Annotated in this window: 23 protein-coding genes; 7 read left to right on the forward strand and 16 right to left on the reverse strand. The window is 57.4% G+C overall.

The features are described from left to right. Window positions 1-9 precede the first annotated feature (9 nt). From AC3WVQ_RS25375 to rkpK, 8 genes are all read right to left on the reverse strand, one after another. Entirely contained in the window at window positions 10-2,445 is a 2,436-nt protein-coding gene (locus AC3WVQ_RS25375; RefSeq protein WP_492383162.1) for a glycosyltransferase, read from the reverse strand. A gap of 196 nt (window positions 2,446-2,641) precedes the next feature. After that, window positions 2,642-3,343: a class I SAM-dependent methyltransferase gene (locus tag AC3WVQ_RS25380; RefSeq protein ID WP_492383163.1), complete on the reverse strand. Its 702-nt coding sequence runs from the start codon at window positions 3,341-3,343 to the stop codon at window positions 2,642-2,644. A gap of 48 nt (window positions 3,344-3,391) precedes the next feature. Continuing rightward, window positions 3,392-4,417, reverse strand: a complete 1,026-nt coding sequence (locus AC3WVQ_RS25385) for a glycosyltransferase family 2 protein (RefSeq protein WP_492383308.1) — start codon at window positions 4,415-4,417, stop codon at window positions 3,392-3,394. A gap of 2 nt (window positions 4,418-4,419) precedes the next feature. Then, window positions 4,420-5,262 (reverse strand): glycosyltransferase, encoded by an 843-nt coding sequence (locus AC3WVQ_RS25390; RefSeq protein WP_492383164.1) that lies wholly within the window; start codon window positions 5,260-5,262, stop codon window positions 4,420-4,422. 454 nt (window positions 5,263-5,716) lie between these two features. Continuing rightward, entirely contained in the window at window positions 5,717-7,063 is a 1,347-nt protein-coding gene (locus AC3WVQ_RS25395) for a KpsE/RkpR family capsule polysaccharide export protein (RefSeq protein ID WP_492383165.1), read from the reverse strand. Further along, entirely contained in the window at window positions 7,064-7,723 is a 660-nt protein-coding gene (locus AC3WVQ_RS25400) for an ABC transporter ATP-binding protein (RefSeq protein ID WP_492383166.1), read from the reverse strand. Then, window positions 7,720-8,490, reverse strand: a complete 771-nt coding sequence (locus AC3WVQ_RS25405) for an ABC transporter permease (protein WP_492383167.1) — start codon at window positions 8,488-8,490, stop codon at window positions 7,720-7,722. The genes AC3WVQ_RS25400 and AC3WVQ_RS25405 overlap by 4 nt, the downstream gene beginning before the upstream one ends. Before the next feature lie 154 nt (window positions 8,491-8,644). Then, window positions 8,645-9,973, reverse strand: a complete 1,329-nt coding sequence (rkpK, locus tag AC3WVQ_RS25410; RefSeq protein WP_492383168.1) for a UDP-glucose 6-dehydrogenase — start codon at window positions 9,971-9,973, stop codon at window positions 8,645-8,647. 529 nt (window positions 9,974-10,502) lie between these two features. Between rkpK and AC3WVQ_RS25415 the strand changes: the two genes are divergently transcribed. Beyond that, window positions 10,503-10,895, forward strand: a complete 393-nt coding sequence (locus AC3WVQ_RS25415; RefSeq protein ID WP_492383169.1) for a hypothetical protein — start codon at window positions 10,503-10,505, stop codon at window positions 10,893-10,895. Between the two features lie 186 nt (window positions 10,896-11,081). Here AC3WVQ_RS25415 and AC3WVQ_RS25420 read toward each other — a convergent pair whose 3' ends face one another. The 6 genes from AC3WVQ_RS25420 to AC3WVQ_RS25445 all read right to left on the reverse strand — a co-directional run bounded on the left by AC3WVQ_RS25420 (window position 11,082) and on the right by AC3WVQ_RS25445 (window position 17,010). Beyond that, window positions 11,082-12,116: a capsular polysaccharide export protein, LipB/KpsS family gene (locus tag AC3WVQ_RS25420; protein ID WP_492383309.1), complete on the reverse strand. Its 1,035-nt coding sequence runs from the start codon at window positions 12,114-12,116 to the stop codon at window positions 11,082-11,084. Window positions 12,117-12,497: 381 nt separating this feature from the next. Then, the gene (locus AC3WVQ_RS25425; protein ID WP_492383170.1) at window positions 12,498-13,367 is read right to left on the reverse strand and encodes a sterol desaturase family protein; all 870 of its coding nucleotides are present in this window, start codon (window positions 13,365-13,367) and stop codon (window positions 12,498-12,500) included. A gap of 81 nt (window positions 13,368-13,448) precedes the next feature. Next, window positions 13,449-14,246 carry a 3-methyl-2-oxobutanoate hydroxymethyltransferase gene (locus tag AC3WVQ_RS25430; RefSeq protein ID WP_492383171.1) on the reverse strand — a complete coding sequence of 266 codons (798 nt, stop codon included), beginning with the start codon at window positions 14,244-14,246 and terminating at the stop codon, window positions 13,449-13,451. Between the two features lie 48 nt (window positions 14,247-14,294). Next, entirely contained in the window at window positions 14,295-15,521 is a 1,227-nt protein-coding gene (locus AC3WVQ_RS25435; protein WP_492383172.1) for an NAD(P)/FAD-dependent oxidoreductase, read from the reverse strand. A 49-nt stretch (window positions 15,522-15,570) separates the two neighbouring features. After that, window positions 15,571-15,888: a MocE family 2Fe-2S type ferredoxin gene (locus AC3WVQ_RS25440; protein ID WP_492383173.1), complete on the reverse strand. Its 318-nt coding sequence runs from the start codon at window positions 15,886-15,888 to the stop codon at window positions 15,571-15,573. A 30-nt stretch (window positions 15,889-15,918) separates the two neighbouring features. Next, window positions 15,919-17,010: a fatty acid desaturase family protein gene (locus AC3WVQ_RS25445; protein ID WP_492383174.1), complete on the reverse strand. Its 1,092-nt coding sequence runs from the start codon at window positions 17,008-17,010 to the stop codon at window positions 15,919-15,921. 164 nt (window positions 17,011-17,174) lie between these two features. Here AC3WVQ_RS25445 and AC3WVQ_RS25450 point away from each other — a divergent pair, with 164 nt between their 5' ends. The 6 genes from AC3WVQ_RS25450 (at window position 17,175) to AC3WVQ_RS25475 (ending at window position 23,455) form a co-directional block, all read left to right on the forward strand. After that, complete coding sequence (locus tag AC3WVQ_RS25450) at window positions 17,175-18,206, forward strand: LacI family DNA-binding transcriptional regulator (protein ID WP_492383175.1); 1,032 nt, start codon at window positions 17,175-17,177, stop codon at window positions 18,204-18,206. Window positions 18,207-18,382: 176 nt separating this feature from the next. Then, a complete protein-coding gene (locus tag AC3WVQ_RS25455; RefSeq protein ID WP_492383310.1) occupies window positions 18,383-19,195 on the forward strand; it encodes a TIM barrel protein in 813 nt (270 codons plus the stop codon). A 229-nt stretch (window positions 19,196-19,424) separates the two neighbouring features. Next, window positions 19,425-20,354: a sugar ABC transporter substrate-binding protein gene (locus AC3WVQ_RS25460; RefSeq protein ID WP_113079427.1), complete on the forward strand. Its 930-nt coding sequence runs from the start codon at window positions 19,425-19,427 to the stop codon at window positions 20,352-20,354. A gap of 165 nt (window positions 20,355-20,519) precedes the next feature. Next, on the forward strand, window positions 20,520-22,061 hold the full coding sequence (locus tag AC3WVQ_RS25465; RefSeq protein ID WP_404527295.1) for a sugar ABC transporter ATP-binding protein: 1,542 nt from the start codon (window positions 20,520-20,522) through the stop codon (window positions 22,059-22,061). Window positions 22,062-22,092: 31 nt separating this feature from the next. Then, a complete protein-coding gene (locus tag AC3WVQ_RS25470; RefSeq protein ID WP_034800589.1) occupies window positions 22,093-23,118 on the forward strand; it encodes an ABC transporter permease in 1,026 nt (341 codons plus the stop codon). Window positions 23,119-23,332: 214 nt separating this feature from the next. Beyond that, window positions 23,333-23,455, forward strand: coding sequence for a hypothetical protein (locus AC3WVQ_RS25475; protein ID WP_255381084.1), 123 nt, complete (start codon window positions 23,333-23,335; stop codon window positions 23,453-23,455). A gap of 117 nt (window positions 23,456-23,572) precedes the next feature. Here AC3WVQ_RS25475 and AC3WVQ_RS25480 read toward each other — a convergent pair whose 3' ends face one another. Further along, complete coding sequence (locus AC3WVQ_RS25480; RefSeq protein WP_492383176.1) at window positions 23,573-24,952, reverse strand: sensor histidine kinase; 1,380 nt, start codon at window positions 24,950-24,952, stop codon at window positions 23,573-23,575. Beyond that, window positions 24,949-25,626 (reverse strand): response regulator transcription factor, encoded by a 678-nt coding sequence (locus AC3WVQ_RS25485; RefSeq protein ID WP_192357644.1) that lies wholly within the window; start codon window positions 25,624-25,626, stop codon window positions 24,949-24,951. The genes AC3WVQ_RS25480 and AC3WVQ_RS25485 overlap by 4 nt, the downstream gene beginning before the upstream one ends. Window positions 25,627-25,663: the final 37 nt, after the last annotated feature.

Genomic DNA, 25,663 nt, shown 5'->3' on the forward strand with positions numbered 1-25,663 from the left:
TTCCAACCTTTAGGGCAATATAATTTCTGGAGCTTTGAACCGCCGTTCAATTAAAGGAAACGGCATAAAGGAGCTCTCCCCACTAGAGATTCGGTCGTGATACTGTCTAGAATTGAAGTGGTATAATTGACGCGGCTCTGTGAATCCGGTTCGCGTAATCCCAAATTCCTCACTCGCGGTCAACGAACCAGACCTAGCCCGACCGAACAGCAGCGGCATCCGAAGGCGGGCCACTGACAAGGGGCCGTAAGAGAGCGTCATCCGCTCAATATACTCAAGGTCTGCCGCGATACGTACACTATCGAAGAACCCTAGCTTCTCGATGGCGGCCCGCCTAAACACCAATGAAATGCAGCAACCGTGGGAGACCTGTCCACCCGCCTTAATCACAATCTTTCCGTCTGACGCCATCCGGAACCAATCCGTTGTGAGACCGATCAACTTACTCCGAGTCAGCAACGCCTGAACACTGACTGCAATTCGATCCGGGTGAGACCAATCATCGGAATCCTGTAACGCAATATATTCCCCCCGTGAATGCAGTATGCCGATGTTCTTGCTGACGTACGTACCGTCGTTGGTGGTTTTGAATATCAATTTCACCCGAGAGTCCTTCTCCTGAATCTCTCGCAAAACTGAACGCGTTTCATCGGAGGAGCAGTCATCTACTATCAACAACTCCAAATTTTTGTAGGATTGCCGTAGTATCGAATGTACTGCAGTTTTCACAAATGGCCCCACATTGTAAGTTGTCATGATCACAGACACTAGGGGGCCGTTGTCCAGCAAGCCAGAAAACTCCGGCTCTCGAGGATAAGTTCCCACACCAAGCAGGCGATCAAATTCGAATACCGCTCCATTAGAGCTCGAGCGGACACACTGGACCCCCATCTCGTCAAATATCGGGTCCAAGCATCCGAGCGAGGCCTCAAAGCCGCCAATTTCTCGGACTACGGCGCATTTGATCAGTGGCAACTCCAGCGAAAGGTGCCGCTCGCCTTCTTGGGCGGGCGGGAACGCTTCGAGGGCTACCTCTCCCGCTCGCCCTTGCTCGACCAAGGCAGCGGCAAGCAGAAGCGGAAACTTTAAAGCGTCCGGGAACGTGGCAGATAGTTCGCGAGCGAGATCCTCGGCTTCCCTGAATTTCCCCGCAAAGAAGAGAGTCCGTACATACTCGAATGCCGTGGAATCCTGTGTGTTCCAGTTATCCCCAAGTGCAGTCAACGCCGCTTCGAAATCACCGGTGTCACGTAAAGCTTCGCTGTGGAGAAGACGCACCCGTTGGGATGTTTCGAAGCTGATCATATCCGTAGCGAGATCTAAAATCTCGCGGGGATCTTTCTTGCGGTGTTTACGTGCCCGTATATAGTCCCATAATATTGCAGGATTACTTGGTTCCTCAATTCTTAGGGCGGCTAGAATGTGCTCAGCGGCCTTGAAGTCTTCCGCATACATTAAGGCTCTCGCCAAGTTGTGACGAGCACCAATCTCTTTTGGTCCCTGCGCGAGTTTACGTTGGCAATTCTCAAGCTTCTTTTTCAAATGTCGATCGAACGCAATCGTCGACCGAAGGGGCGCCTTCTTCAGAGAGTCGTACTCTAACCGGAGCACACGATCGAGTAGCGCTTCGTTCGAGGGGCGCAGTGACAAGGCTTTGTTCAAATAGGGTAGCGCACGCTCGCCGGCTCTGACTCGGTCGTAAAGGCTGCCGAGCAACGAGTTGTGATCGTAGTCATCTTTTGCAGGCTCGCCGTAACGCTCCAAGCGAACCAATGCCGCTTTATACTCCTTTCGAGCTTCCAACCGTCTGCAGAGAAGTACCGCTGTGCGCTTACTGCACCGGTAGCTCTCCACATACGCGAGCGCATCAAGAACCTTATATCGCTCATTCCTATCCGAGTACGATTTCGCGAATTGCTCGACGTCGAAAACCCTGTCGTTCGAGAGTTTCTCCATGCACTTCCCCAATTCAGCGGGATGGAGAAATGAATCCACCAATGCCTGAACCGCGACCATTTCGCCCAGGCCCTCGCGCCTTGCCCAAGCAAGCGCTTTCCTAGCAACGTCGGCATCGCCGACTGCGGTCATATGACCCTTGAACTCAGAAACACACTCCCGCGCAACTAAGCGAAGCAAGCTGTCCGTCGTCGGGAGATTTGCCAAGGAGGTGGCTAGCTCGTAACGATCGAGACATTCCTGCATCTGTTGGCGCGAAAATAGCACGCGCGCAGACATTATCGCCGCGTCTTGGAAGTCGGGTGAGGCTGCAAACAACCTATCAAGCTCAGCTAATTCCCCGGATTCCCGGGAGAGGAGTTCAACTCGAAGGATCTCACATGGAAGATCATTCGATGAGTTGCCTGCGCTACCCCCCAAGATCTTTACCGCATCGGCAAACCGGCCTTGATTGGCCGCATGGATCGCTTCACTTCTTAGCTTGTTCATCAGCTTTATCCAGTCATTGCGGATCGGGCACGGCCCAACCGTGGTCATGCATCAAACGCGCGCTCCACGCTTGGATGGCTATCTCCAGCTTTCTCGCGGACAGAACGCGAGCTCATCGATGCCATCATCCCACTGCCACTGCACCCACACTTTATCGAGGAATCATTTTCCTGCGCCGGTGGCGGAATGCATCTGCTCACGGTACTTTCTTGGCCAGACCCGGAACCCAGAATATGCATACTTCACGCCGCTTGCCCCAAGAATAATTAGTAAACACCTTTAGGCCTCTTGCCCCGACCTTTCGGGTGAACTCTTTATCGATGGAATTTAGATGATCCCTCGTAGTCAGTGGAAACTCGCGCCAAGGACACGCTATGATGACGAAGTCGGTCGCGAGTTCCTGCATACGTCGAACAAACTGCGCCGGCTCAGATACATGCTCGATTACGTGGGATGCGATGATGAAATCCCATGTGCGCTCCTTGATTTCGAAGATGTCAGACACCAACAAATCAACACCTGGCGCAATGATTTTACCAAAATCCTGAAACTTGTCCGTGATGTCCAAAGCTTGAACATCGAGTTTGAGGCGATTGTACGACTCTGCCGAATGAATATCACGCAGCAATGCAGTTCCCGCCAGATTTTGCGGCCCGACGTCAAGGACAGATTTTCGAATATTTTCAGGCTCATGCGCATACAGCTCATGTATTACAGGGATAATCTCCACCATAAAGAGCAAAGACTGAGGTACGCCTTTCTGAATAAACAAATCGGCATCCATGATACCTTTCGAGTGCAGTGATTCTCGAAGGAGTGCATTTCGTTCGTTCGTGTGCGCTTCGATGCGACCCTTTAGTGGCGCGTTTTCTTCTTTGTGTTCGCTTGCGGTTTTCACGTTCAACTCCAAGTCATCAATCGAGCATGTTCAATCATCTATGTATCGCTAGGGCGAGCATATTAGACAATAAATCGTCTGTTGATCGCGTTGCATTCGTTGATTCTCTTTTTTCCGCGCGAGGGCGACTGATGTTTTGTATTTGCGATAACGCGCATCTTTGATGTCGAGTCCGAAAAGCGGGCCGATCCAACCCATCGCAAGAAGCTCAGAAAAACGTCCGAATTCTTTGTGCAACAATTGTTCGCGGAGAGCTCTCAGTAAAAACCTACGGGCAAAGGTGTATTTTCCCAAGGCCTGTAGGTCTTCAGCAATATTTCTGTAGAGCTCCCCCCTATTCACTGCTGTATCTCCTGATATATATTTGCGAAACATCAACATATGCGAAATTAAGCGCTTCCGACCATTATTGCTGATGCGAATGCTCTGATGATCCACATAAACGCATAAAGGCTCGGAGACACCGACATACTGAACGTATTCCGACAGCCTTATGAAGAAGTCCCAATCTTGACAAGCCGAGAGCGTTTCGTCGAAGCCGCCGATGAAACGCGCCACCCACGTCTCCACGATAATTGAACTTAGTGTGCCAATGAAGTTGGACGCGAGCAATTTCCTCCGACGTAGACTCTTACCGCCGAACTGAAGCGCGATGACGTTTCCGCGTTCATTGACGCGGTATCTTCCTGTTGCCGACAAGATTGGCCGACCGTCCATATTTCGGGCATTTCTGACCGCGCCCATTTGAACTTCGATTTTGTCCGGCAACCAAAGGTCATCGCTATCCAAAAACGCTACAAATCTGCATTGGCACGCCCTTAGACCGACATTACGACAATAATTAGCACCCCGATTCTCCGAATTCTCAATCAGTTGGATATCTAATGCCGTACGAAATTCTGCAATCACCAGCCTTATTTGCTCGAGTGCATCTCGATGAGAACAATCATCAACGACAAGCACTTGTCGGGGCAGAACGGTTTGCATCACAATTGATTGCAGCGCGGTCCGCAGCGGCTCTACTCGGTTGAAGTTGGGTATCACAACTGCGAGATCTTCGGTGAAGCTATGCATAGTCAAGATATTGCCCTGATAAACTCTTCGGTCTGCCGTCGTTGGTCGTGATACTTGGTAGCATGCGCCAGTGCGCGCTCAGCGATTCCGTTCAGTTTCTTTGCATTACTGAGGCACTCGTTGATAGCAGACGCCAATGCGTCTGGGGAGGCCTCGTCAACCAGAATGCCGGTCTCCTCATTCTTGATCACCTCAGGGATTCCCGAGTGGCGCGTCCCGAGCACTGGTAATTTTCGTCTCATCGCCTCCAGGATGACAATTGGCAACCCTTCGGAATCCCCGTTTTGTGCTGTTTTGCTCGGCACGACGAGCAGGTCGCACCGTTGAAGAATGTCGTTAACAAATTCCTTTGGCTTCGCCCCATAAAAAATGAACTGTCCACTATTTGACTGGAGGGCGAGTTGCTGGTGTCGCTCAAGATCAGGGCCATCACCAACGCAATGCACTCGAATTTGAGCTGACGTAGTCTCCGTTAACGTGTGGATCGCAGCGGCGAGGTCGTCGAATCCTTTTTTCTCTGTGAATCGCCCGACGAAGAGAATATTGAATGCCTCGTCGCTGCACAGCTTCCCTAAAACCGGGGTGGGCGCTGAGGTACCTAAGTAGATTGTTTTAATATCTCTTATTTCAGTCGCATCTCGCAATTTATCAGCCCAAACGCGGTTGACGCAAACGGCCAAATCGATGTGTGGAGCTGCCGCTCTATAGTGAGCCCAGCCATTCTTGACAATGTAGGAGGAGATATCGTGCCCATGGAAGACAACGACGTTTCTCGCTTCGGGAAAGAAGTGCTTTTTTAGAGCGACCCCGATACGATAATTACTTCCAAAGTGAGTAACAATCACATTAGGGGGCGCTGGAAGCGTGACCGCAAGGTAGAGGCTCGGATAAGAAATCTTTCCGCGACAATACAGAACTAGCGCTGTGATCGCACGCGAGGGCCTACGGAAAATAGAACCAAGTAGTCTCTTTAAACTCCTAGTATCAGCGGGCCGCGCGTATAGCATCTGATCCGTGTAATCCGCAGGCCCTGCTTCGAACCGAAACTTTGTTTTCGATCTAGCGAATACGACAACGTGCCCCATCGATAGCCGTGAGATCGACCGGATTTGGTCATCAACAAAGGTCTGCGAGTACTGGGGGTACAAGCCATTCAGAAATAGAAAATTCATGCTCACGCCCTGAGGCTACTTTTCGTACGCCGCTGCGCGTTAGTTGAGATTTCACGCAACAAGAGACTGTATCGGTCCATACCTTGGCAAACGCCAATCCGGCGCTGCCACTTGCGACACGCCCCGATCAGGCGCGATCGCGGATATTATAGTATCCCATCACCGCGATTCCCCAAGCAAACAATAGCCCAATTGCGACAAGTCCGACATTGAGGAGCCTCATAGGATACTGAGCCATTTCCGAAAGAGTGGGTTCTATAAACAAGGCGAGGTAGCGTTGACGATTGTTCGCTTCCAAACGCGCCTTCTCCAGCGCGCCCAAGCTGGACGTGTAAGCCCGCTCTGCGAATTCGCGCTCCGTTTCCAATCCTTCGTACTCTTGAATTCGCCCAGCAACATCCAAGGAGCTGGCGCTTTCTCCTGCGGAAGTAGACGTGACGCCTGCCCCCAGTCGCTGTCGCTCGTAGTTTATTTGGCGCTTAAGACTGTCAATACGAGTGGTTAAAACTTTCATGCGTGGTGCGTCGTCGTTCATTTGACTCTTCGCGGTAGCGAAGTCCGCGTTCAGCTTAGTGAGTTCGCGCTCCAGTCCGGCGATGAGTTGGGCAGCCAGTTTCGCTCCCTCGATTGGATCCACTTCCTGAGATCTGTCGCGGTATTCGCGTAGGGCAACGCGCGCGGCCGCAAGCCTCACCTCTGAATCTGAAACTTCTTTCTCAGCGGCCCGAAGAACATCGCTTCGCGCCTTTATTGAGAGATTATTGACCATGCGGTCACTCTGCGCCACGACAAAGTCCGCTATTTCTCTCGCGGTGTTGGGTTCAAAAGCTTTGACATGTACATCTATGATACCGGAAGCGTTGTCATAATGGACTTCAATCATGCTGCGCCAATAGGCCAGCTTATCCTCAATCGGTAACTCTCGGCCCATCCCATAGAAAAAATCCAGTCCTCGTGTTGAGAACAATTTTTGCAAGTCAAAATTCTGGTCGACTTCAGATACCATCTTCTCGCTACGCACGTAATCCATGAGGATGTAACTGTCGGAAACTGTGCTTCCGCCCGCAGATTGCGTGAACATTCCCATTATGTCGGATGTGCCTCCTGCATCAATGCTACGAACGGCAAATGAGGCATTGCTGTGGTACTGATCAACAGCGATAAATGCCATATAGAGAGATGTCAGCAGCACCGGTAGCGCAACCATTACGACGAACGATCCGGCAATCACCCTGTGCCGCAGTGGCGCCCGCATGACCCAGTGCTTAGCGTTCGCCTGGTCATCATTCTCGGCCGTCACGTCGATTAGACGCTCGTGAACAGGGGACGCCGGGTTGAATTGCGGCTTACCGAGCAGTCGCTCAAGCACTTGTACGCCGCGGCCAGTCACCGCGGCGGAAGTCGCCTGTGGATGTGAGATTTCGTTGACCTCCGCGTCCACCGCGTTGGTCCTACGGCGATTTATCGCGAACATCTAGCTTCCCCTCATATTCCGGTCGTGGACGCGAATCGCGTCCTCAATATCTTCGTAGTAGGTCAAAGTTCCGCCTTCGAGAACTACGCCAGAGCTGCAATACTCGCGAACCGTTGAAGTACTGTGCGAGACCATTATTACATCAGAGCCCTGCAACCGGGTGCGGAAGACATCGTGACATTTCTTCTTGAAATTTGCATCACCCACGGCCGTTATTTCGTCAACCAAATAATAGTCGAACTTAATACCCATGCTCAGGCCAAAAGCGAGGCGGGCCTTCATGCCCGACGAATAAGTTCCAACCGGTGCGCGATAGAAAGGGCCTAACTCCGCGAAGTCTTCTACATAATCCGCCAATTCACCAGTGTCTACGCCATATATCCTTGCAACGAAGCGGACATTCTGTTCGCCAGTTAACGCACCCTGGAAACTACCTTGGAAACCTAGTGGCCACGATATCCGACCCTCTTTAACAATTCGCCCCCCATCCAATCTAAGCGTACCTGCAATCAATCGTAGCAAGGTTGACTTCCCAGCACCATTCCGTCCGAGGAGGCCGATACTGCGACCTCTGCTGAATACGACGCTAGCATTTTGCAGAATCGTCTTGCGAATACCCTTCGTTGTCACATATTTCGTAGCCCGATCAAACTTGATCATTCTTTCCTCAAGACGGCTGAATAGGAAGTGAAAATCAGCATCCCAACAAAAAACGTCAGAAATGAGAGGAGGTATAAGTACTCAAGATCAGCTCCAATTGCACGATACTCTGGATAGAAACCAGTTCGAAAAATCATAATTATATGAGCCAAGGGATTCAAAAGAACTACGGATTGGTAGGGATGCGGTATCGAGTCCACAAGAAAAAATACACCAGACACAAGAAATAATGGCCTGTTTACAATATTGAATATTTGCTCGTATGCCGGGAATTTTACAAAAAGGACGTTATTCATCATCCCAATACCTATTCCCAAGAGGCTTGCGTTCAAAATTGCATGAAATATTGGCGGCCAACTTATTGAGAAGTGCAAGCGCGCAATCGTTAATATTGTTCCAAGCACAATTGTGGCTACCAAAGCAGTTGTTCCCGCTTGCAGTATACAGCGTGCAACAATGGTATCGATCGGCGCTACACCCGGATAGCTCAAAAGCGCTCTGTTAGCGCGTACTGCGCTGTTCAAGTACGCACTCATCGCCTGGTAAAACTGGAACGCGATGTACCCCGTCGCAAAGAAGAGAGCGAAGCTGGTTCCAAGTGCGGGTGAATGCGCGATCGCCTGGAATATCGATACCAGCAAAAATATATGTGCCGAGGGATCAAGCAAAGCCCAAACGTATCCACCCGGCTTTGAGCCAAATCTCGTTGTTGTTTCCCGAACAAGAAGGGCTCCTACTACTCGAAGATGAGTTTTCGCGTGACTCACTGACGACATCCTACCGCAGAATTTTCTTCAGAGGCCACCAAGGGCAGGCCAAACCCATTCTACCTTGGAGAAACCTCAACTGGCCCTCAGACAGCCGCAGCGTTGTGAGCCAGCAGATCGAGAACCCAGCATTTAGGGCCGTACAATCACGTCTTCAGCCAATCGCTACGCTCGCTGCCGTACCCACGTTCGCGTAACTGAAGCCATACTTTACCACCTCGTCCGAACGGTAGATGTTGCGGAGATCGACGAGGACGGGGGCCTTCATCACGTTTTTCAGCCGCCGGAAATCGAGCGCGCGAAACTCGTCCCACTCTGTGACAATCACCAACGCGTTCGCTTCGTTCGCCGCTTCGTAGGGGTCGGCTGCATAGTCGATCCCGTCGATCACCTTCTTCGCGTTTTCCATGCCCTCCGGATCATAGCCGATGACATGGGCGCCAGCGTCCTGCAGCGTCTGGACGACCACGATCGCCGGGCTGTCGCGCATGTCGTCGGTGTTGGGCTTGAAAGTGAGGCCGAGGATCGCGATCTTGCGGCCGCGCACGTCCCCACCGGCCGCTGCGATGACCTTGCGGCCCATGGCCCGCTTGCGGTTGTCGTTGACGGCCACCGTCGTCTCGACCAGTCGCACCGGGCTGTCATAATCCTGCGCGGTCTTCACCAGCGCCAAGGTGTCCTTCGGGAAGCACGATCCGCCGTAACCTGGACCGGCATGCAGGAATTTCGAGCCGATTCGGCCATCGAGGCCGATGCCGCGGGCGACATCCTGGACATTGGCACCGACCCGCTCGCAGAGATCCGCCATCTCGTTGATGAAGGTGATCTTCATCGCGAGGAACGCATTGCCGGCATATTTGATCAGCTCGGACGTGCGGCGCGAGGTGAAGACCAGCGGCGACTGGTTGAGATAGAGCGGACGATAGACCTCGGTCATCACGTCCCGCGCCCGCGCGTCGTCGCCCGAAAGGCCGATGACGATGCGGTCGGGCCGCTTGAAGTCCTCGATCGCGGCACCCTCGCGCAGGAATTCCGGGTTGGAAACGACGGCGAAATCGGCGTCCGGATTGGTTTCGCGGATGATGCGCTCGACCTCGTCGCCGGTGCCGACCGGAACGGTCGATTTCGTCACGATCACGGTGAACCCCTTGAGGTTCTCGGCAATCTCGCGCGCAGCCGCATGCACATACGAAAGGTCGGCATGGCCGTCACCGCGCCGTGACGGCGTGCCGACCGCAATGAAGATGACATCGCTGTCGGCGACGGCGGCAACGAGATCAGTCGTGAAGGTAAGGCGGCCCGAAGCGACGTTGCTGGCCACCAACTGGTCGAGGCCGGGTTCGAAGATCGGAATGCGCCCCTGCATCAAGGCGTCGATCTTGCTCTCATCCTTGTCGAGACAAACGACGTCGTGACCGAAGTCCGCAAAACACACGCCGGAAACAAGGCCAACATAGCCGGCGCCGATCATCGTTATTTTCATGAACTCTTCCTTGGTTTTTCCGAAGACCTGTACTCGATTTTGAGACGAGTGTCAGCAGTTGAATAATAAGGTCGGCTACAACAGCGCGGTCGCCCGCGAAGAGGCGAACCTCCAAGCCAATGCCATGCCTAAACACTGGAATGGATTGGCATTCACGTACCCAATGGAGTGGTCCGAATCTTCTCCAACGTGTTATACGCGATTTCGATTGTTGAGCGTGGTAGAATGCTGGCGGCCCGTGCCGCTACCAGCAAGCAAAGCAATGATCGTGGCGCCGTCTTTGATAAAGACAGTTGTCGAATTCAAAGCTGGGAGCAACATGAGATTAAAACTATCCATCTATGCGGGCATAAACGATTCCTGTTAAAGGCGTTCAAGTCCTTTAAGGAACGCCGTCAGTTCCTCTGCATCTAACCTAGTTGATTGCCACGCCGCCGGATACGCCGCCATGCGAAACCGGGCGATCGCGCTCGTCGTCCCTGACTGTTCGGCTGTCGCTGCCGCAATCGAGGAAAGAGGAGGCATTCCGTTGTTTTCACTGCTCTCCGAATTCGCCGCCGGCGTGCGGGAAGGTATGTCGGCCCCAAATGACAAGTTCGGCCGCACGGCAGCGTGGATGATCGCCAAGGCGGACAAGTGGCCAAGCAAGGTTGCAGCTTTCGTTGGCAGTCATGGCTTCCTCGGCCACAAAATGCGCGAGATAGGCTCCCGGTCTTACTTCCACGAGCATGCTCCAGACTTCGACCTGTTGATACGACGGTCATCTCGACACCACCGAGATCCCACACGCGATACTCGATCTTCTGCAGCGCTATCGCGATTTGATCGGTCTCTCTATTTGCCGCCGCCGTGTGGAGGAACGATTTCGGCGATCCGCGAGGAAAGTTCAAAGGCAAGCCTATCGCTCTCGTCAAAGATTTGACACCAGCCTGGTAGCACTCGGAGGTGACGTCGTGACAGTGGCGGTCTCGACGCCCCTAGGGACGAACAATCCTACAATAAGGCTAATCGACAAGGTATCGACAGGGAGGCCAGTAAACCGCTCTGCCTTTCGGGCTCTTGACACCGAAGAACGTTTAGGCGTGACGGAGGTGAACACAGGCGGCAATCACGCCGCGCGCCGGATCCTTGCAATCTCCTGCACGAGATAGTCGATGGCAGTCAGCGCATCCATCTCCGCCCATGTTTCAGGGTGTCGGTAGACCGGATAGAGGCTGAAAGCCGCCATGGTCAACTGATCAATAGTCGGCCGCACCGCGGATCTGCGCAACAGGGCGCTCCGCGACGCATCGCCGGATCGGTCGTCGGTCAGACCCCAGCCCGCATAAAACGGTGTCGCGTAGCATCGCACCGGCAGTCCGCGCAGAAGGGCGTCGAACCCCATCTGACTAGAGACCGTCCAGACCTCGTCGACGGCACTGAGGATCGAAGCGGCGGAGACCTTATCTGCCACCAGGATGACCCCTCGCACCTTGGTCGCGCGCTCGGTCATGTAGCCTTTTCGGTGCCCCGCAATCACATCAGGATGGGTGCGAACGACGCATTGCGCGCCACTATCGAGCACGTCGTCCAACATGCGGTGGAAGGAGGCGGTTGAGCCAAGCGCCTTTTCGACCGAAACATCGCCGAAGACCTGATCCACGAGAAGCACCCTACGCCGGCTGGTACGCTCGATACGCGGGCTTTGATGAGGAAGATTGTTGTATTTGGAGAGTTTGTTGTGAACCAGCGCCTCTCGGATTGCGGAGCCTACGTCAGCGGGTAACGAAAGGCCAGCCTCCGCAATCAGCAGTTCCAGACGCGATGCCAGCCCCGCATCAACGGGCAGCGCTTTATCATCAATGACGATCGATATTGGCTGGCTTCCGTCTTTACCGAGACCTACAGAGCGTAGGAAACCGTCCTCAAGGTGCCAATGCGGCAATCCTCTAACGCGAGCTACCCTCGTGGCCCATTTTGCCGGTGAACGGCCGCCCCACGCGATAATTCCATCAAGTGATGGCGAAAGTGTTGTGTGAAGCGGTGCCTCACCGAAGTAGTGTCTAAGCCAAGGGAATGCTTGGCGCACGAAACAGGTCGCGCCTAATTTCGCACCCCATTTAGGATGCCAGAGACGTTCCGTTATTGTAGCCGCCGACGGCATTTGGTTCAGCATGCTCATTCCGTTGTTTGATCCATCGCATTTCATAGCCTCCCATGGCCAAGCACTACCTTCCTCCAAGAAGAGCAATTGGGAACTGAGCGGCGAGAATACCTATCGGCGCAATTTCATTACCGGAAAGCAATCAGAGATTCCGCTTTGCGGTTCGAGATTTGGTGAACCGTTTGCAGTCCAAGGTCAAGCACAAATGCCACCGTGTCGAACAGCAACAGCGTCCGGGCCGCCACAAACTCGGCAGGGGCTCGCGGAGCAAAAGCGCGTTCGGCCAACACCCTAGAGTGCAAAGCCGCAACTCAGCACGACCGCAGTTTCGTGCTGCCATGGCTAGACCATCTGCTTCAGTCCATCGTTGCCTGGCGGGTGTCAACTCTCTGCCGAGCCAGAATTAGAGCAGAACAAACGATTGGAACGCCCGCGCCTCCCATCAGATTCTGAGATCTCGCCAGCTTCCGCCACAGTGAACTCATTTCCCAATCGCAGCGCCGAAGCCTCCCTCTCAAACGCCTCCACCCGTCGATCATAGTTCGGCGCGACCGTCCCCATCACTCGATCCCAGAACGAGAAATAGTTCGCATAATTGTATTTGAACTCGGCGTGGTGCTGGTCGTGATAGGTCGTGCAAAGCATCGGTGAGGGATAGCGCGCGGTGCGTGAGGCGAAGTATTCGAAGCCGGCATGGCCGAAGGTGCCGTTGATCTGGTCGAAGAGGCGGTGTGCCAGAAGAATGATCGGCGGGAACGGCACGAGAAGCGTGATGACGGCGTAATAGCCTTGGCTCATGGCGGTATCGACCAGGCCGATCGAATCGTTGCTCCAGGCCGTCGGCGCGACACTGCGGTGATGCAGGAGATGATACTTATAGAAGAGCTTGGTGTGCAGCAGCCGGTGGGCGAAATAGAACCAGGCGTCGAAGAGCACCATGCAGAGCACGAAGAGCGGAACGGCCGCCCACCAGCTGAACTCCCAGGGCGAGAACAGGGTCCAGCCCTTGTACTGGACGAAGAGGCCGATAGTGACGGACGTGCAGGTGACGAGGATCGAGGCCATGCTCTGGCGGATCTCGATCGCCTTGCGCTTCTCGCCGCGCCGCCCCTTCTGGATGCGGCGCTCGGGATTGCGGTCGTTGAGCCAGGTGATGCCGTAACCGAGGATGAAGTACAGCGCCACCGTCGCCGCGTAAATCGCGGCCAGCAAGCCGACAAAGGTGAGACTGTCCTGAAGAAGGGCGCTCAAATCGTGATCCGTCGCGGAAAGAAAAGTTGAACTGGCGTGTGGACTATACCAAGCACCCTCTTTCGCGCAAGGCGTACAGCTTTAGCCGCGCTCAAACTCGGCCAGAAATGCGCGCAATTCTGCGCCGTCAATGCCGACGAGGTGGCCCTCCTGCGGATACCTGCCCGAGCGCACATCCTCGGCAAACTCCGAGAACGCGGCGATCCGTTCGCGCTGAAGCAGGTCGTATTCGGCGGCAAAATTGCGATAGGTCTTGGCGTGGCGCGGCACGTGGCCGCGATTGCTGCCGAGCACATCGGCGGCAAACAGATATTGAGCGTCGCAGCCGGAACCCGCTCCCATCGAAAGCATCAGCATCGAGGTTCTGGCACTGATCGCCCCTGCAACATCTCCAGGAACGACCTCGATTTCTGCCGCGAAGGCGCCGGCTTCCTCAAGCGCCTTGACCTGTCGCCAGATCTCGAGCGCACTTGCCGCGGTTTTGCCGACGGCGCGGAAACCGCCGGTCCAGGTGGCCTTGGAGGGAATGAGGCCGACATGGCCGCAGACGGGAATGCCCTCCTCGCGCATCCGCCGGACGGTGGAAAGCCCTGCAGCACAATAGACCGCGTCACCGCCGGCCTTCAACGCCTTGAAGGCTGCACGCATGTACTCTTCCGCCGTGACGTAGTCGCCATATTCGAGGCCAGGAAAGGCAAAGCAGGTCGGCGCAACCTCGCGAAACTCCGGTCCTAAGAGCGTCGGGGGAACGGAAACGAGATCGATGCCGGCGGCCTCCGCCGCTTCGGCCTCATCCAGCGTTTCCACGCGCAGCATGGTGAGTTGGCGTTTGCCCTTCATCGACAGGAGATCGGCAACGGTCGGACGGTGGCTTTTCATGAGAAGGCTCCGGAAATCATGGAAACAGGGCAAGATTTGCCGCTTGCGCTAGGCGGCGAGCAGTGCTTTGAGCTTGGTTTCGGGCGAGATGAGCGCCTGCGGATCGGGTCGCTTTCCGGCTGCAATCAGCATTTCTGCTAGCCGGATGTCGCGCGCGACCGCATTGCCCGGTCCGATGCCGGAGGCCGCAAGCAGCCGACCGGTATCGTTGAGGTGGAAAAGAATAAAAGCGTCGTCACCGAGTTCACGCCGTACGATCGTCGCAGCGCCGTCGGCAAGCCCTGCGATCTGCAGCGTCAGATCATACTGATCGGACCAGAACCACGGCACTGTGGTGATCGCCTCGCCACCGCCGAGCAGATTGCCGGCAACGAGCGTTCCCTGATCCTGCGCATTGCGCCACGCCTCAAGGCGTATCCGGCGATCCCCATAGTGACAGAGCGGGAAAGAGCAGCAATCGCCCGCGGCATAAATATCCGGATCGCTGGTTTGAAGCGTTGCGTCGACCGCAATGCCGTTGTCGATTGAAAGGCCGGCGACGGCTGCAAGCTCCGTGTTCGGGACCGAGCCGATGCCAATGACAACGAGATCGGCCTCGATTGCCTCGCCGCCGGCGAGAACGACCCGCGCGCAGCTCTCGTTCGCTTCGATTCGCTCGATCTTCGCGCCGCACCGTATGTCGACGCCTTCTGCGCGATGCCGCGCGGCAACGATTGCGGCGATCTCCTCCGGCACCCCGCGCGAAAGGATGCGCGGCAACCCTTCGATCAGGATCACGGCAGCACCAAGCCGGCACGCCGTTGCTGCGAGCTCCAGACCGATGAAGCCACCGCCGATGATCGCAAGCTTGCGACCGGGCGAAAGTTCGCGGCGGATCTCTTCAGAATCGGCGTGGGTTCTAAGCGTGCGGATGCGGCGTGACGCCTCATCTAAACCGGCGATGGTTCGCGCCCGCGCACCGGTCGTCAACAACAGCCGGTCATAGGTGATGCTGCTTCCGTCTGCGAGCGTCACGCGCTTTTCGGTACGATCGATGGCCATGACCGGGGTATCCGTCAGCACTTCGATCTCTGCCGCCGCGTAGCGCTCGGCATCGGCGACATATTTCGGCGGGACCTCTCCCTTGAGACCATCCTTCGAAAGAGGCGGCCGCTCATAGGGAAGATGCGGTTCCGCACCGATCAGTGTGATCTTGCCGTCGTATCCTTTTTCCCTGAGGGCAAAGCCGGCCCTTGCGCCACATTCGCCGGCGCCCACGATGACGATGGAACCCATCTCAACCTCCCTGCTCGCCGCGACGAGCCCAATCCTATCGAGAGCAGCTTCAACCGAGCGCGATGAACACGCGTCCTGCCTCGACCTTCACCGGATAGGTCTTCAGGTTGACGCAAACGGGAGCGCCCTTGGCCTGGCCGGTCTTGTAGTTGAAGCGACCGTTGTGCTTCGGACATTCGATGATGTCGTCCATGACCAGCCCGTCGGCGAGATGGATGTGCTCGTGCGTGCAAAGCCCGTCGGTGGCGAAGTATTCGTCGTCGGGGCTGCGGTAGACCGCAAAGGTCCGTCCGTCGTGATCGAAGCGGATGACATCTTCCTCGTCGATTTCGTCCGCTGCGCAGACTTCAACCCAGCTTCCGCTCATGATTTCTTCCCATTTCCTGGCATTCGTTGGTTATTCGGCTGCGTGCACGATCGCATCGCTGTGAAACTCTTCCCGGTAGGGCTTCGCTGTTGCCGGCAACTCGCGCTTCAGGAAGTAATCTTCGTTCCGCAACTGTCGAAGAAAGGCCGGGATCATTTCGCGGTAGCCGTGCAGCATCGACGGGTTCGGTTCCGGCAGATCATGTTTGATCATGGCGTGCAGCTTCGGCAGCGCGTGGTAAGGCACCATCGGGAACATGTGGTGTTCCACATGGTAATTCATGTTCCAATAGACGAAGCGGCTCACCGAGTTCATGTAGACCGTGCGGCTGTTCAGCCGATGGTCGGTCACGTTGTCGGCAAGACCACCATGCTGCAGCAGCCCGGTCAGCACGTGGTGCCAGGCGCCGTAGAGCCTGGGCAGACCGATCAGCATCAGCGGCAGGATCGAACCGAGATAGAAGCAGGCGGCAATCGTCGCGGCATAGATCGCAAACCAGATGCGTGCGACCAGGATCGCCTTCGGCTGCTCCATTTTAGGGATGAAAGTTGCTTCCTCGGCGCTGATGATACCGAACGTGTTGCGCACCATATCGATCACCGCGTGCCAGACATCGAGCACGCCGAAGAAATTGAGGACGAGGCGAAGGAGATCCGGCGGCCGCATGACGGCAATTTCGGGATCCCGGCCGACGATCACGGTATCCGTGTGGTGGCGGGTGTGGCTCCAGCGCCAGGTGACCGGATTGCGCATGATCATGAAGCAGGCGATCTGGTAGACCACATCGTTCATCCACATCGTCTTGAAGGCCGTGCCATGGCCGCATTCATGCCAGCGGCTATCGGAGGCGGATCCGTAGAGAACGCCATAGGCAAGGAAGAACGGGACGGCCCACCAGGTGCCCCAGAAGGTGATGCCAAGTGCGCCGAACAGAACGAGACAGCCAAGCCAGATCGCGGTGTCGCGGATGGCCGGACCATCCTCGCGCTTCATCAGTTCCTTCATCTGCTTGCGCGGAATGTCGGTGTGATACCACTCTGCGGCCGAGAGACCGTTGGCGACCGCCGCCTGGGCATCTCGGCCAAGCAGGCTGTAGTCTCGCTTCGTCGGCATCATCGTCATCTGCGCTCCTCCCCGAGGTCCGACCCGATCTGGCCGACGACGTCTCATGTCGTGCAATGACGATAGGTTGACTTTTGCCAGGCCTCAATGCAGCAATGATATATTCTATCAAATGATGTCATCACCCACATTTCATGCGTGATACAAACCTATCAGGAGCCGCGATGAGCAACCGACCGACAATTGCCGACCTTGCGCGCACTGCCGGCGTCAGCGTCGCCACCGTCGACCGCGTACTCAACGGGCGCCATCCTGTGCGCGAGGAAACCGCGCGCCGGGTCTATGAGGCGGCCAAGTCAATCGGCTATCACGCCGTGGGCCTGATCCGGCAACGCGTCTTTGAGGACCTGCCGCAATACAAGCTTGGCTTTGTGCTGCAAAAGCCGGAGCAGGCCTTCTATCAAACGGTTGCGAAGGAAATCGAAATCGCGGCACTGTCGCTCTCGCATGCCCGCGTCTTCGCCCAGATCGATTTCGTGGCAAACTCCACCCCATCGGCCATCACGGAAAAGCTCCGGGCCGCTGCGGCGCGGAACCAGGCCATTGCGCTTGTCGCTCCCGATTACCCGGCCGTGACCACCGCAATTGAGGAACTTAAGGAGCGCGGCATCCCGGTCTTCTCCCTGCTTTCGGATTTTGCCGCCGGCGTTCGCGAGGGCTACGTCGGCCTCAACAATCACAAGGTCGGCCGCACAGCCGCGTGGATGATCACAAAGGCGGCCAAGCGCCCCGGCAAGGTCGCGGCCTTCGTCGGCAGCCACCGCTTTCTCGGCCACGAGCTTCGGGAGATTGGCTTTCGTTCCTATTTTCGCGAGCACGCACCTGATTTCGAAGTGCTGGATACGATGGTCAACCTCGACACCGCCGAGATCACCCATGAAGCGACACTTAATCTGCTGCAGCGCCACCCGGACCTGATCGGCTTTTATGTCTGCGGCGGCGGTATGGAAGGGGCGATCTCGGCGATCCGCGAGGAAAAGCTTGAGGGAAAACTGATCGCTGTCGTCAACGAGCTGACACCGGATTCCCGTGCGGCCCTTGGCGACGATGTCGTGACCCTGGCAATTTCGACCCCGACGGCCGCCCTCGCCCGGGAAACGATCAACCTGATGATCCAGGCGATCGACAAAGGCCCGACCGGGGCGCCGGGGCAAACTTTCCTTCCCTTCGACCTTTTTACGCCGGAGAATATCTAGCGGTTCCTGATGGAATTCCATCATTGACGAAAGGCAATCTTGCAGGGATGCAAGACCTTTGCGCGTTGCGCGCTTTGACTGCGCTCCAACAGTTGGTGAATTGTCCGCAAGGCTATAAATGGAATGAACGTTCTATTTATAGCCTTTGGCCCATCCCCACTGGAGGAGACATTCCCGTGACCGCCCTGCCCTTCGCCCTCAATCACATGACGACGCCGAATCTACCGCTTGGCGACTTTTTCCAACTCGCCAGATCGCTCGACATGACCTCTGTCGAAATCCGCAACGATCTCACCGGTAACGCCATCCTGGACGGCACGCCGGCGAAGCATGTCGCCGCCCTCGCCGGCCGTCACGGCATCACGATCATCTCGATCAATGCCCTTCAACGTTTCAACGAATGGAACGAGGCCCGTCAGGCCGAAGCCGAAGTACTGATCGCTTATGCGCGCGACTGCGGCGCCAAGGCCCTGGTGCTCGTTCCCGTCAATGATGGCACGGGCCAGGCCGATGGCGAACGCCGGGCAAATCTTCGCAAGGCTCTTTCGGCACTGAAGCCGATGCTCGAAAAGGTCGGAATCATCGGCCTCGTCGAACCACTCGGCTTCGAGATCTGCTCGCTCCGCTCGAAGACGGAGGCTGTTGAGGCAATCAAGGCAGTCGAGGGTGTGAAGACTTTCCGCCTGGTGCACGACACGTTTCACCACCACCTCGCCGGTGAGCATGCGGTCTATCCCGAGATGACAGGCCTTATCCACATTTCCGGCGTCACCGATGAACGCGTGGCCGTGTCGGATCTGCGCGATTCGCACCGCGTCCTCGTCGATCGGAGCGACCTGCTCGACAATGTCGGACAGATTCGGCGCCTGCGCGCGGCGGGCTATGCAGGGCCACTTTCCTTTGAGCCCTTCGCCGCCGAAGTCCACGGACTGGCGGATCCGGCCGCAGCCGTCAGGCAGAGCGTGGACTACATCCAAACCCAGATCTGAGCTTCCCCGGCCCGAGGCCGGCAAATCAACAACGGGCGCCGCATCAGGCCTTGACGGCGCCCGCATAAAATGGAATACATATTCCGTAATCGCAATTTACTGGTTCGTTTATTCCGTTTTATTCAAAAGCGCAACGGGAGTGCCGCTTTTGAAATGAATGAGCGCAATCCGGCATTGCGTCCCCGGCAGGAGAAGGTGGCGCCGGGCACCATTGTGGAGGAGAAAGACAATGAAGAAACTCGTGCTCAGCACAGCGCTGGCGATGATGATGTCGACGGCAGCCCATGCCGAGACTATCGGCGTATCCATGGCCCTTTTCGACGACAACTTCCTGACGGTCTTGCGCAACGGCATGTCCGATTACGCCAAGACGCTCGATGGCGTCGAACTGCAGATCGAAGACGCGCAGAACGACGTCTCCAAGCAGCAGAGCCAGATCCAGAACTTCATCGCCGCCGGCGTGACCGCGATCATCGTCAACCCGGTCGATACGGATGCGACGGCTGCAATGTCGAAGATCGCTGCGGATGCCGGCATCCCGCTCGTCTACGTCAACCGCGAACCGGTCAATGTCGACACGCTGCCGGAAAAGCAGGCTTTCGTCGCGTCGAACGAACAGGAATCCGGCACGCTGCAGACGCAGGAAATCTGCAAGATGCTCGGCGGCAAGGGCAAGGCCGTCGTGATGATGGGCGAACTGTCCAACCAGGCGGCCCGCATGCGCACCAAGGACATCCACGACGTGCTTGCCACCGACCAGTGCAAGGGCATTGAGATCGTCGAGGAGCAGACCGCCAACTGGTCGCGCACGCAGGGCTCGGACCTCTTGACGAACTGGCTTTCGGCCGGTCTTGAGTTTGACGCCGTCATCTCCAACAACGACGAAATGGCGATCGGCGCGATCCAGGCGCTGAAGGCCGCCGGTCGTTCGATGGACAGCGTCGTCATCGGCGGCATCGACGCAACGCAGGACGCTCTGGCAGCCATGGCCGCCGGCGATCTCGACGTCACGGTGTTCCAGAACGCCGCCGGCCAGGGCAAGGGCTCGGTCGACGCCGCACTGAAGCTCGCAAAGGGCGAGCCGGTGGACAAGAAGGTCTACATTCCCTTCGAGCTCGTCACCAAGGACAACCTCGACAAGTACCAGGCGAAGAACTGATCGCCACAGTCGGGAGCGCGGGCAAACCCGCGCTCCCCCTTTAAAATGCAGGTCCGTCCGCAAATGCCTGCGTCCAATGGATGCCGCATGCGGTAAGATGGGCTGGTCACCCGCCAGCGACGAGGACTTTCCGCGACAGCCGGAAACGACGGGGAGGCAAGGAACATGACGCTCAGTCCGACAACGATGGCAGCCGTGCGCGCCAGCGGCGCGGTACCCAAAGCCGAATATCTTCTTTCTGCGGAAGGGATCCGCAAGGAATTCCCTGGTGTCGTCGCGCTCGACGATGTCGAGTTCAAGCTGAAGCGCGGCACGGTCCATGCGCTGATGGGCGAAAACGGCGCCGGCAAATCGACGCTGATGAAGATCCTCGCCGGCATCTACACGCCCGACAAAGGCGACGTGAAGCTTAAAGGCGCCGAAATCCGGCTGAAGTCGCCGCTCGACGCCCTCGAAAACGGCATCGCCATGATCCATCAGGAGCTGAACCTGATGCCGTTCATGACGGTGGCGGAAAACATCTGGATCCGCCGGGAACCGAAGAACCGCTTTGGCTTTGTCGATCACGGCGAGATGAAGCGCATCACCGCCCGCCTGTTCGATCGCCTGAAGATCAAGATCGATCCTGAAATCGAAGTGCGTCACCTGTCAGTGGCCAACCGCCAAATGGTCGAGATCGCCAAGGCGGTCTCGTACGAATCCGACGTGTTGATCATGGACGAGCCGACGTCTGCGCTGACCGAGCGCGAGGTCGCGCACCTTTTCGAAATCATCCGGGATCTGCGCGAACAGGGCATCGGCATCGTCTACATCACCCACAAGATGAACGAGCTGTTCGAGATCGCCGACGAGTTCTCGGTGTTTCGCGACGGCAAGTTCATCGGCACGCACGCGTCGAGCGACGTTACCCGCGACGACATCATCCGCATGATGGTTGGTCGCGAGATCACCCAGATGTTTCCGAAGGAGGAAGTGCCGATCGGCGACGTTGTCCTGTCGGTCAAGAACCTCGCGCTTGACGGAGTCTTCCGCGACGTCTCCTTCGACGTGCGCGCCGGCGAAATCCTCGGCATTGCCGGTCTCGTCGGCTCCGGGCGCTCGAACGTCGCCGAAACCCTCTTCGGCGTGACGCCGGCAAGCTCGGGCACGATTTCGATCGACGGCAAGACACTTTCAATCGACAGCCCGAACACGGCGATCCGCAACCGCATGGCGTTTCTGACCGAAGACCGCAAGGACACCGGCTGTCTCCTGATCCTCGATATTCTCGAAAACATGCAGATCGCCGTGCTTCAGGACCGCTTCGTCAAGGGCGGCTTCGTCACCGAAAAACAGGTCACTGCGGCCTGCGAAGAGATGAGCCGAAAGCTGCGTGTCAAGACGCCGAACCTGCAGGAGCGCATCGAGAACCTCTCGGGCGGCAACCAGCAGAAGGTTTTGATCGGCCGCTGGCTGCTCACAAATCCGCGCATCCTGATCCTCGACGAGCCGACACGCGGCATTGATGTCGGCGCCAAGGCGGAAATACACCGTCTCGTCACCGAACTCGCGCGCAACGGCGTCGCCGTCATCATGATCTCTTCGGAGATGCCCGAGGTCCTCGGTATGAGCGACCGCATCATGGTCATGCACGAGGGCCGCGTCACCGGCTTCCTCGGCAGGGCTGAAGCAACCCAGATCAAGGTCATGGAGCTCGCCGCGAGCTGAGCGGGAAACGACCCCAAAGGGAGGACTGAAAATGGATACCAATGTCGCCGCACAGGGCGCGAGCGCACCGCTCTCAGGGACAAGGCGCCGCTTGCCGCCTGAATTCAACATCTTCTTGGTCTTGATCGGTATCGCGCTGGTCTATGAGATCCTCGGCTGGATTTTCGTCGGCCAGAGCTTCCTCATGAACCCGCAGCGCCTGACGATCATGATCCTGCAGGTTTCGGTGATTGGCATCATCGCAGTCGGCGTCACCCAGGTCATCATAACGGGCGGCATCGATCTTTCCTCCGGTTCCGTCGTCGGCATGACGGCGATGATTTCGGCAAGCGTCGCCCAGGCCTCCACCTGGCCGCGCGCGCTCTATCCATCCTTGACCGACATGCCGGCAATCGTTCCGATCGGGCTTGGCATCGGCATCGGGCTACTTGCCGGCTTTATCAACGGTCAGCTGATCGCCCGCACCAAGATCCCGCCCTTCATCGCCACACTCGGCATGATGGTTTCGGCACGCGGCATTTCCAAGTGGTACACCAAGGGCCAGCCGGTCTCAGGCCTCACCGATCAGTTCAACTTCATCGGAACCGGCATCTGGCCCGTCATCGTCTTCTTAGTCGTCGCGCTCATCTTCCACATCGCGCTGCGCTACACCCGCTACGGCAAGTTCACCTATGCGATCGGCGCCAATGTGCAGGCAGCCCGTGTCTCCGGCATCAATGTCGAGGCGCATTTGATCAAGGTTTATGCCATTGCCGGCATGCTGGCGGGGCTGGCTGGTGTCGTCACCGCCGCCCGTGCCCAGACCGCACAGGCCGGCATGGGCGTTATGTACGAACTGGACGCGATCGCCGCGACCGTTATCGGCGGAACCTCGCTGACGGGTGGCGTCGGCCGGGTCACCGGCACGGTCATCGGCACCATCATCCTTGGCGTCATGACCTCAGGCTTCACCTTCCTTCGGGTCGACGCCTACTACCAGGAAATCGTCAAGGGCCTGATCATCGTCGCGGCTGTCGTCATCGACGTCTATCGACAGAAGAACCGCAAGAAGGCCTGAGTCCCAAAAGCAATACCCTCCTCCCAGTGAAGCCAACTGGCCGGGATGACGAAGGTCATTCCGGCATTTTATTTTGTTCAGAAGGCTATATCGCCAGGCTTCAAGCCGTTTTCCACATATGCTTGGCGCGCAGGGCTGCCCCGGCGCACGCGCTCTGGCAAAATCCTTGGCGATGCACTATATCGCAGGCGTTCAAAACTATTGGAGACTTCTCATGTTGTCGCAGCGCAAGCTTGCGAGCCAGTTTCAGCCGCGTTTCGTTCTTCAGCTTTGGAACGCGATGCTGCGGGTACAGACCCGCGAGACAGCTTCCTTCTTCGGCCACCGCGGCCGCTAAGCAAGACCCAAAAAACCAGAATTGCCCCAGCCACGTGAGCGTGTCGCCTGACCGCTCGCAGATGGGTTTCGCTCAACCGGCCCGTATTTGGCGGCGCCGGGCTGAGCCTATTCGTGCTTAGCCCTCTGGAAAGCGGATGGTCACCTTGAGGCCGCTGCCGTCAGCCCCCTCACTGAGGCTGGTTGTCGCGCCGTAAAGCTCGGCAATCTCCTCGACGATCGGCAGCCCGAGCCCGGAGCCCGGAGCATCACTGCCGCCGCGCTCGAAACGCCTGAGCACCGTCTCGTGCAATTCCGGCCGAATGCCCGGTCCGTTATCCTCCACCTCCAGCGACACCGAACCGTCCCGCGAAAAGACACGGCTCGTCACTTCCGCACCGCGACCGGCATAAAGCAACGCATTGCCGATCAGGTTCTTGAGCAGTTCGCCAATAAGCAACGGCTCGGCGCGGATGAAAGCCTCGCCCTCGCCGTCAAAGCCGAGATCGATATCCGCGTCGCCGGCCGCCGGCACATGCTCTGCCGTTATCTCCCGCACCAGTTCGACCAAATCGATGCGCTCGAGCGAACCGGTTTCGTCCTTGCCGGCAGCGTCGATCTTCGCCATCAGCAGCAGCTGTCCCAGAATGCGCTCGGCATTGGCGACCGCCTCGTCGGCCTTTTTTACAGCACTTCTCGTCTCCTCGATCGAGCCGGCGCGTTGTGCCAGGGCGAGCTGCGTGCGGATAATGGCGAGCGGCGTGCGCAGCTGGTGGCTGGCATTGCCGGTAAAATTGCGAAGCGCATCAAGCGCCGACTGCAAGCGCCCCATGAAGGAATTGACCGTGTCGACGAGGCCCTGGACTTCGTTCGGAACCCGCTCGCCGATCGGATGCAGATCGTCCGGACTGCGCTCCGAGATCGCGTCCCCCAGCCTGTAGAGCGGGCGCAAGGAAAACGTAACCGCGACCCAGACGATCACCGCCGCACCCGCAATCATCATGCCGAGGCGGAGCGCCGAGCGCACCAGGATCGTCTGCGCCAGATGTCGGCGCGCGATCGTCGTTTCGGCAACCGTGACCACGAAGGGCACGGAATTGATGCCGGTTGACGCCGAGCGGCGAAGGGCGGCGATGCGGATCGGTTCGCCGCGGAAGATCGAATCCGCAAAGGTGGTCGATGCGCCCGGCTCCTCCGCCAGCGACGGCAGCGTCTGGTAACCGGTGATGAACTGGCCGGGCGGCCCGTCGACCCGGTAGAACACCCGGTCCTGCGCGGCCGACGTCAGCATTTCCAGCGCGACATAGGGGATGTCGACTTCGAGCGACCCGTCTTCCGCCACGACCACGCGCTCGGCGATTGCCAGCGCCGAACCGGCAAGCACCCGGTCGGAAACGACGTTGGCGGTCGTCACCGCCTCGCGGTAGGTATCCATCAGTGCAATGACCCCGATCACCACCGTCGAGATCAACAGCCAGCCAAGCAGGCGCCGGCGGAGGGAATAGACCGTCGTCCTCATTCCGGCCCGGCCGCTTTGTCGAGATAGTAGCCGATGCCGCGCGCGGTGCGCACGGTCAGCCCATGCGGTGCGAGCCGCTTGCGCAGCCGGCTGACATATTGCTCGATCGCGTTGGGGCTCAAGTCGTCGTCGAACCCTGTCAGCGACTGCATGATCGCATCCTTGGCGACCACCTTGCCGGCACGCATGAACAGAAGCTCAAGAAGTCCGAGCTCGCGCGCCGGGATCTCGATCGGCGCGCCGCCGGACGAGAAGCTGCGGGTGTTGAGATCGAGTGACACATTGCCGTAACTGACGGTCGAGGCCCTGAGGCCCGCCTGACGGCGCAAGAGCACGCGCACGCGCGCTTCGAGCTCGCCGACGTCGAAAGGTTTGATCATGTAGTCGTCGGCGCCGAGGTCGAGCCCCTTGATCCGCTCTTCGGACGCGCCCCTTGCCGTCAGGATCAAGACCGCGGCGCGGTTCTGGCGAGCACGCATCGCCCTCAGCACATCGAGGCCATCCATTTCCGGCAGATTGAGATCGAGAATGACAAGATCGAACGTTTCGGTGGCGGCCACCGCATGCGCCGACGCACCGTCACTGACGACATCGACGGCGTAGCCGCTGCCGCGCAAGATCGCCGACAGGCCCTCGGCCAGGTCCTGGTTGTCCTCAACAAGCAAGATACGCAATTATCATCACTCCCCCGACCACCTTATCCGCCGACGC

This window comes from Ensifer sp. EB106-05-01-XG146 (assembly GCF_058791875.1).

Excerpts from the sequence above, each read along its gene's own strand:
- AC3WVQ_RS25375 (WP_492383162.1), bottom strand. The coding sequence starts at position 2,445 with ATGAACAAGCTAAGAAGTGAAGCGATCCATGCGGCCAATCAAGGCCGG.
- AC3WVQ_RS25385 (WP_492383308.1), bottom strand. The coding sequence starts at position 4,417 with ATGCATAGCTTCACCGAAGATCTCGCAGTTGTGATACCCAACTTCAAC.
- AC3WVQ_RS25395 (WP_492383165.1), bottom strand. The coding sequence starts at position 7,063 with ATGTTCGCGATAAATCGCCGTAGGACCAACGCGGTGGACGCGGAGGTC.
- AC3WVQ_RS25400 (WP_492383166.1), bottom strand. The coding sequence starts at position 7,723 with ATGATCAAGTTTGATCGGGCTACGAAATATGTGACAACGAAGGGTATT.
- rkpK (WP_492383168.1), bottom strand. The coding sequence starts at position 9,973 with ATGAAAATAACGATGATCGGCGCCGGCTATGTTGGCCTTGTTTCCGGC.
- AC3WVQ_RS25420 (WP_492383309.1), bottom strand. The coding sequence starts at position 12,116 with ATGCCGTCGGCGGCTACAATAACGGAACGTCTCTGGCATCCTAAATGG.
- AC3WVQ_RS25430 (WP_492383171.1), bottom strand. The coding sequence starts at position 14,246 with ATGAAAAGCCACCGTCCGACCGTTGCCGATCTCCTGTCGATGAAGGGC.
- AC3WVQ_RS25435 (WP_492383172.1), bottom strand. The coding sequence starts at position 15,521 with ATGGGTTCCATCGTCATCGTGGGCGCCGGCGAATGTGGCGCAAGGGCC.
- AC3WVQ_RS25440 (WP_492383173.1), bottom strand. The coding sequence starts at position 15,888 with ATGAGCGGAAGCTGGGTTGAAGTCTGCGCAGCGGACGAAATCGACGAG.
- AC3WVQ_RS25445 (WP_492383174.1), bottom strand. The coding sequence starts at position 17,010 with ATGACGATGATGCCGACGAAGCGAGACTACAGCCTGCTTGGCCGAGAT.
- AC3WVQ_RS25450 (WP_492383175.1), top strand. The coding sequence starts at position 17,175 with ATGAGCAACCGACCGACAATTGCCGACCTTGCGCGCACTGCCGGCGTC.
- AC3WVQ_RS25460 (WP_113079427.1), top strand. The coding sequence starts at position 19,425 with ATGAAGAAACTCGTGCTCAGCACAGCGCTGGCGATGATGATGTCGACG.
- AC3WVQ_RS25465 (WP_404527295.1), top strand. The coding sequence starts at position 20,520 with ATGACGCTCAGTCCGACAACGATGGCAGCCGTGCGCGCCAGCGGCGCG.
- AC3WVQ_RS25470 (WP_034800589.1), top strand. The coding sequence starts at position 22,093 with ATGGATACCAATGTCGCCGCACAGGGCGCGAGCGCACCGCTCTCAGGG.
- AC3WVQ_RS25475 (WP_255381084.1), top strand. The coding sequence starts at position 23,333 with ATGTTGTCGCAGCGCAAGCTTGCGAGCCAGTTTCAGCCGCGTTTCGTT.
- AC3WVQ_RS25480 (WP_492383176.1), bottom strand. The coding sequence starts at position 24,952 with ATGAGGACGACGGTCTATTCCCTCCGCCGGCGCCTGCTTGGCTGGCTG.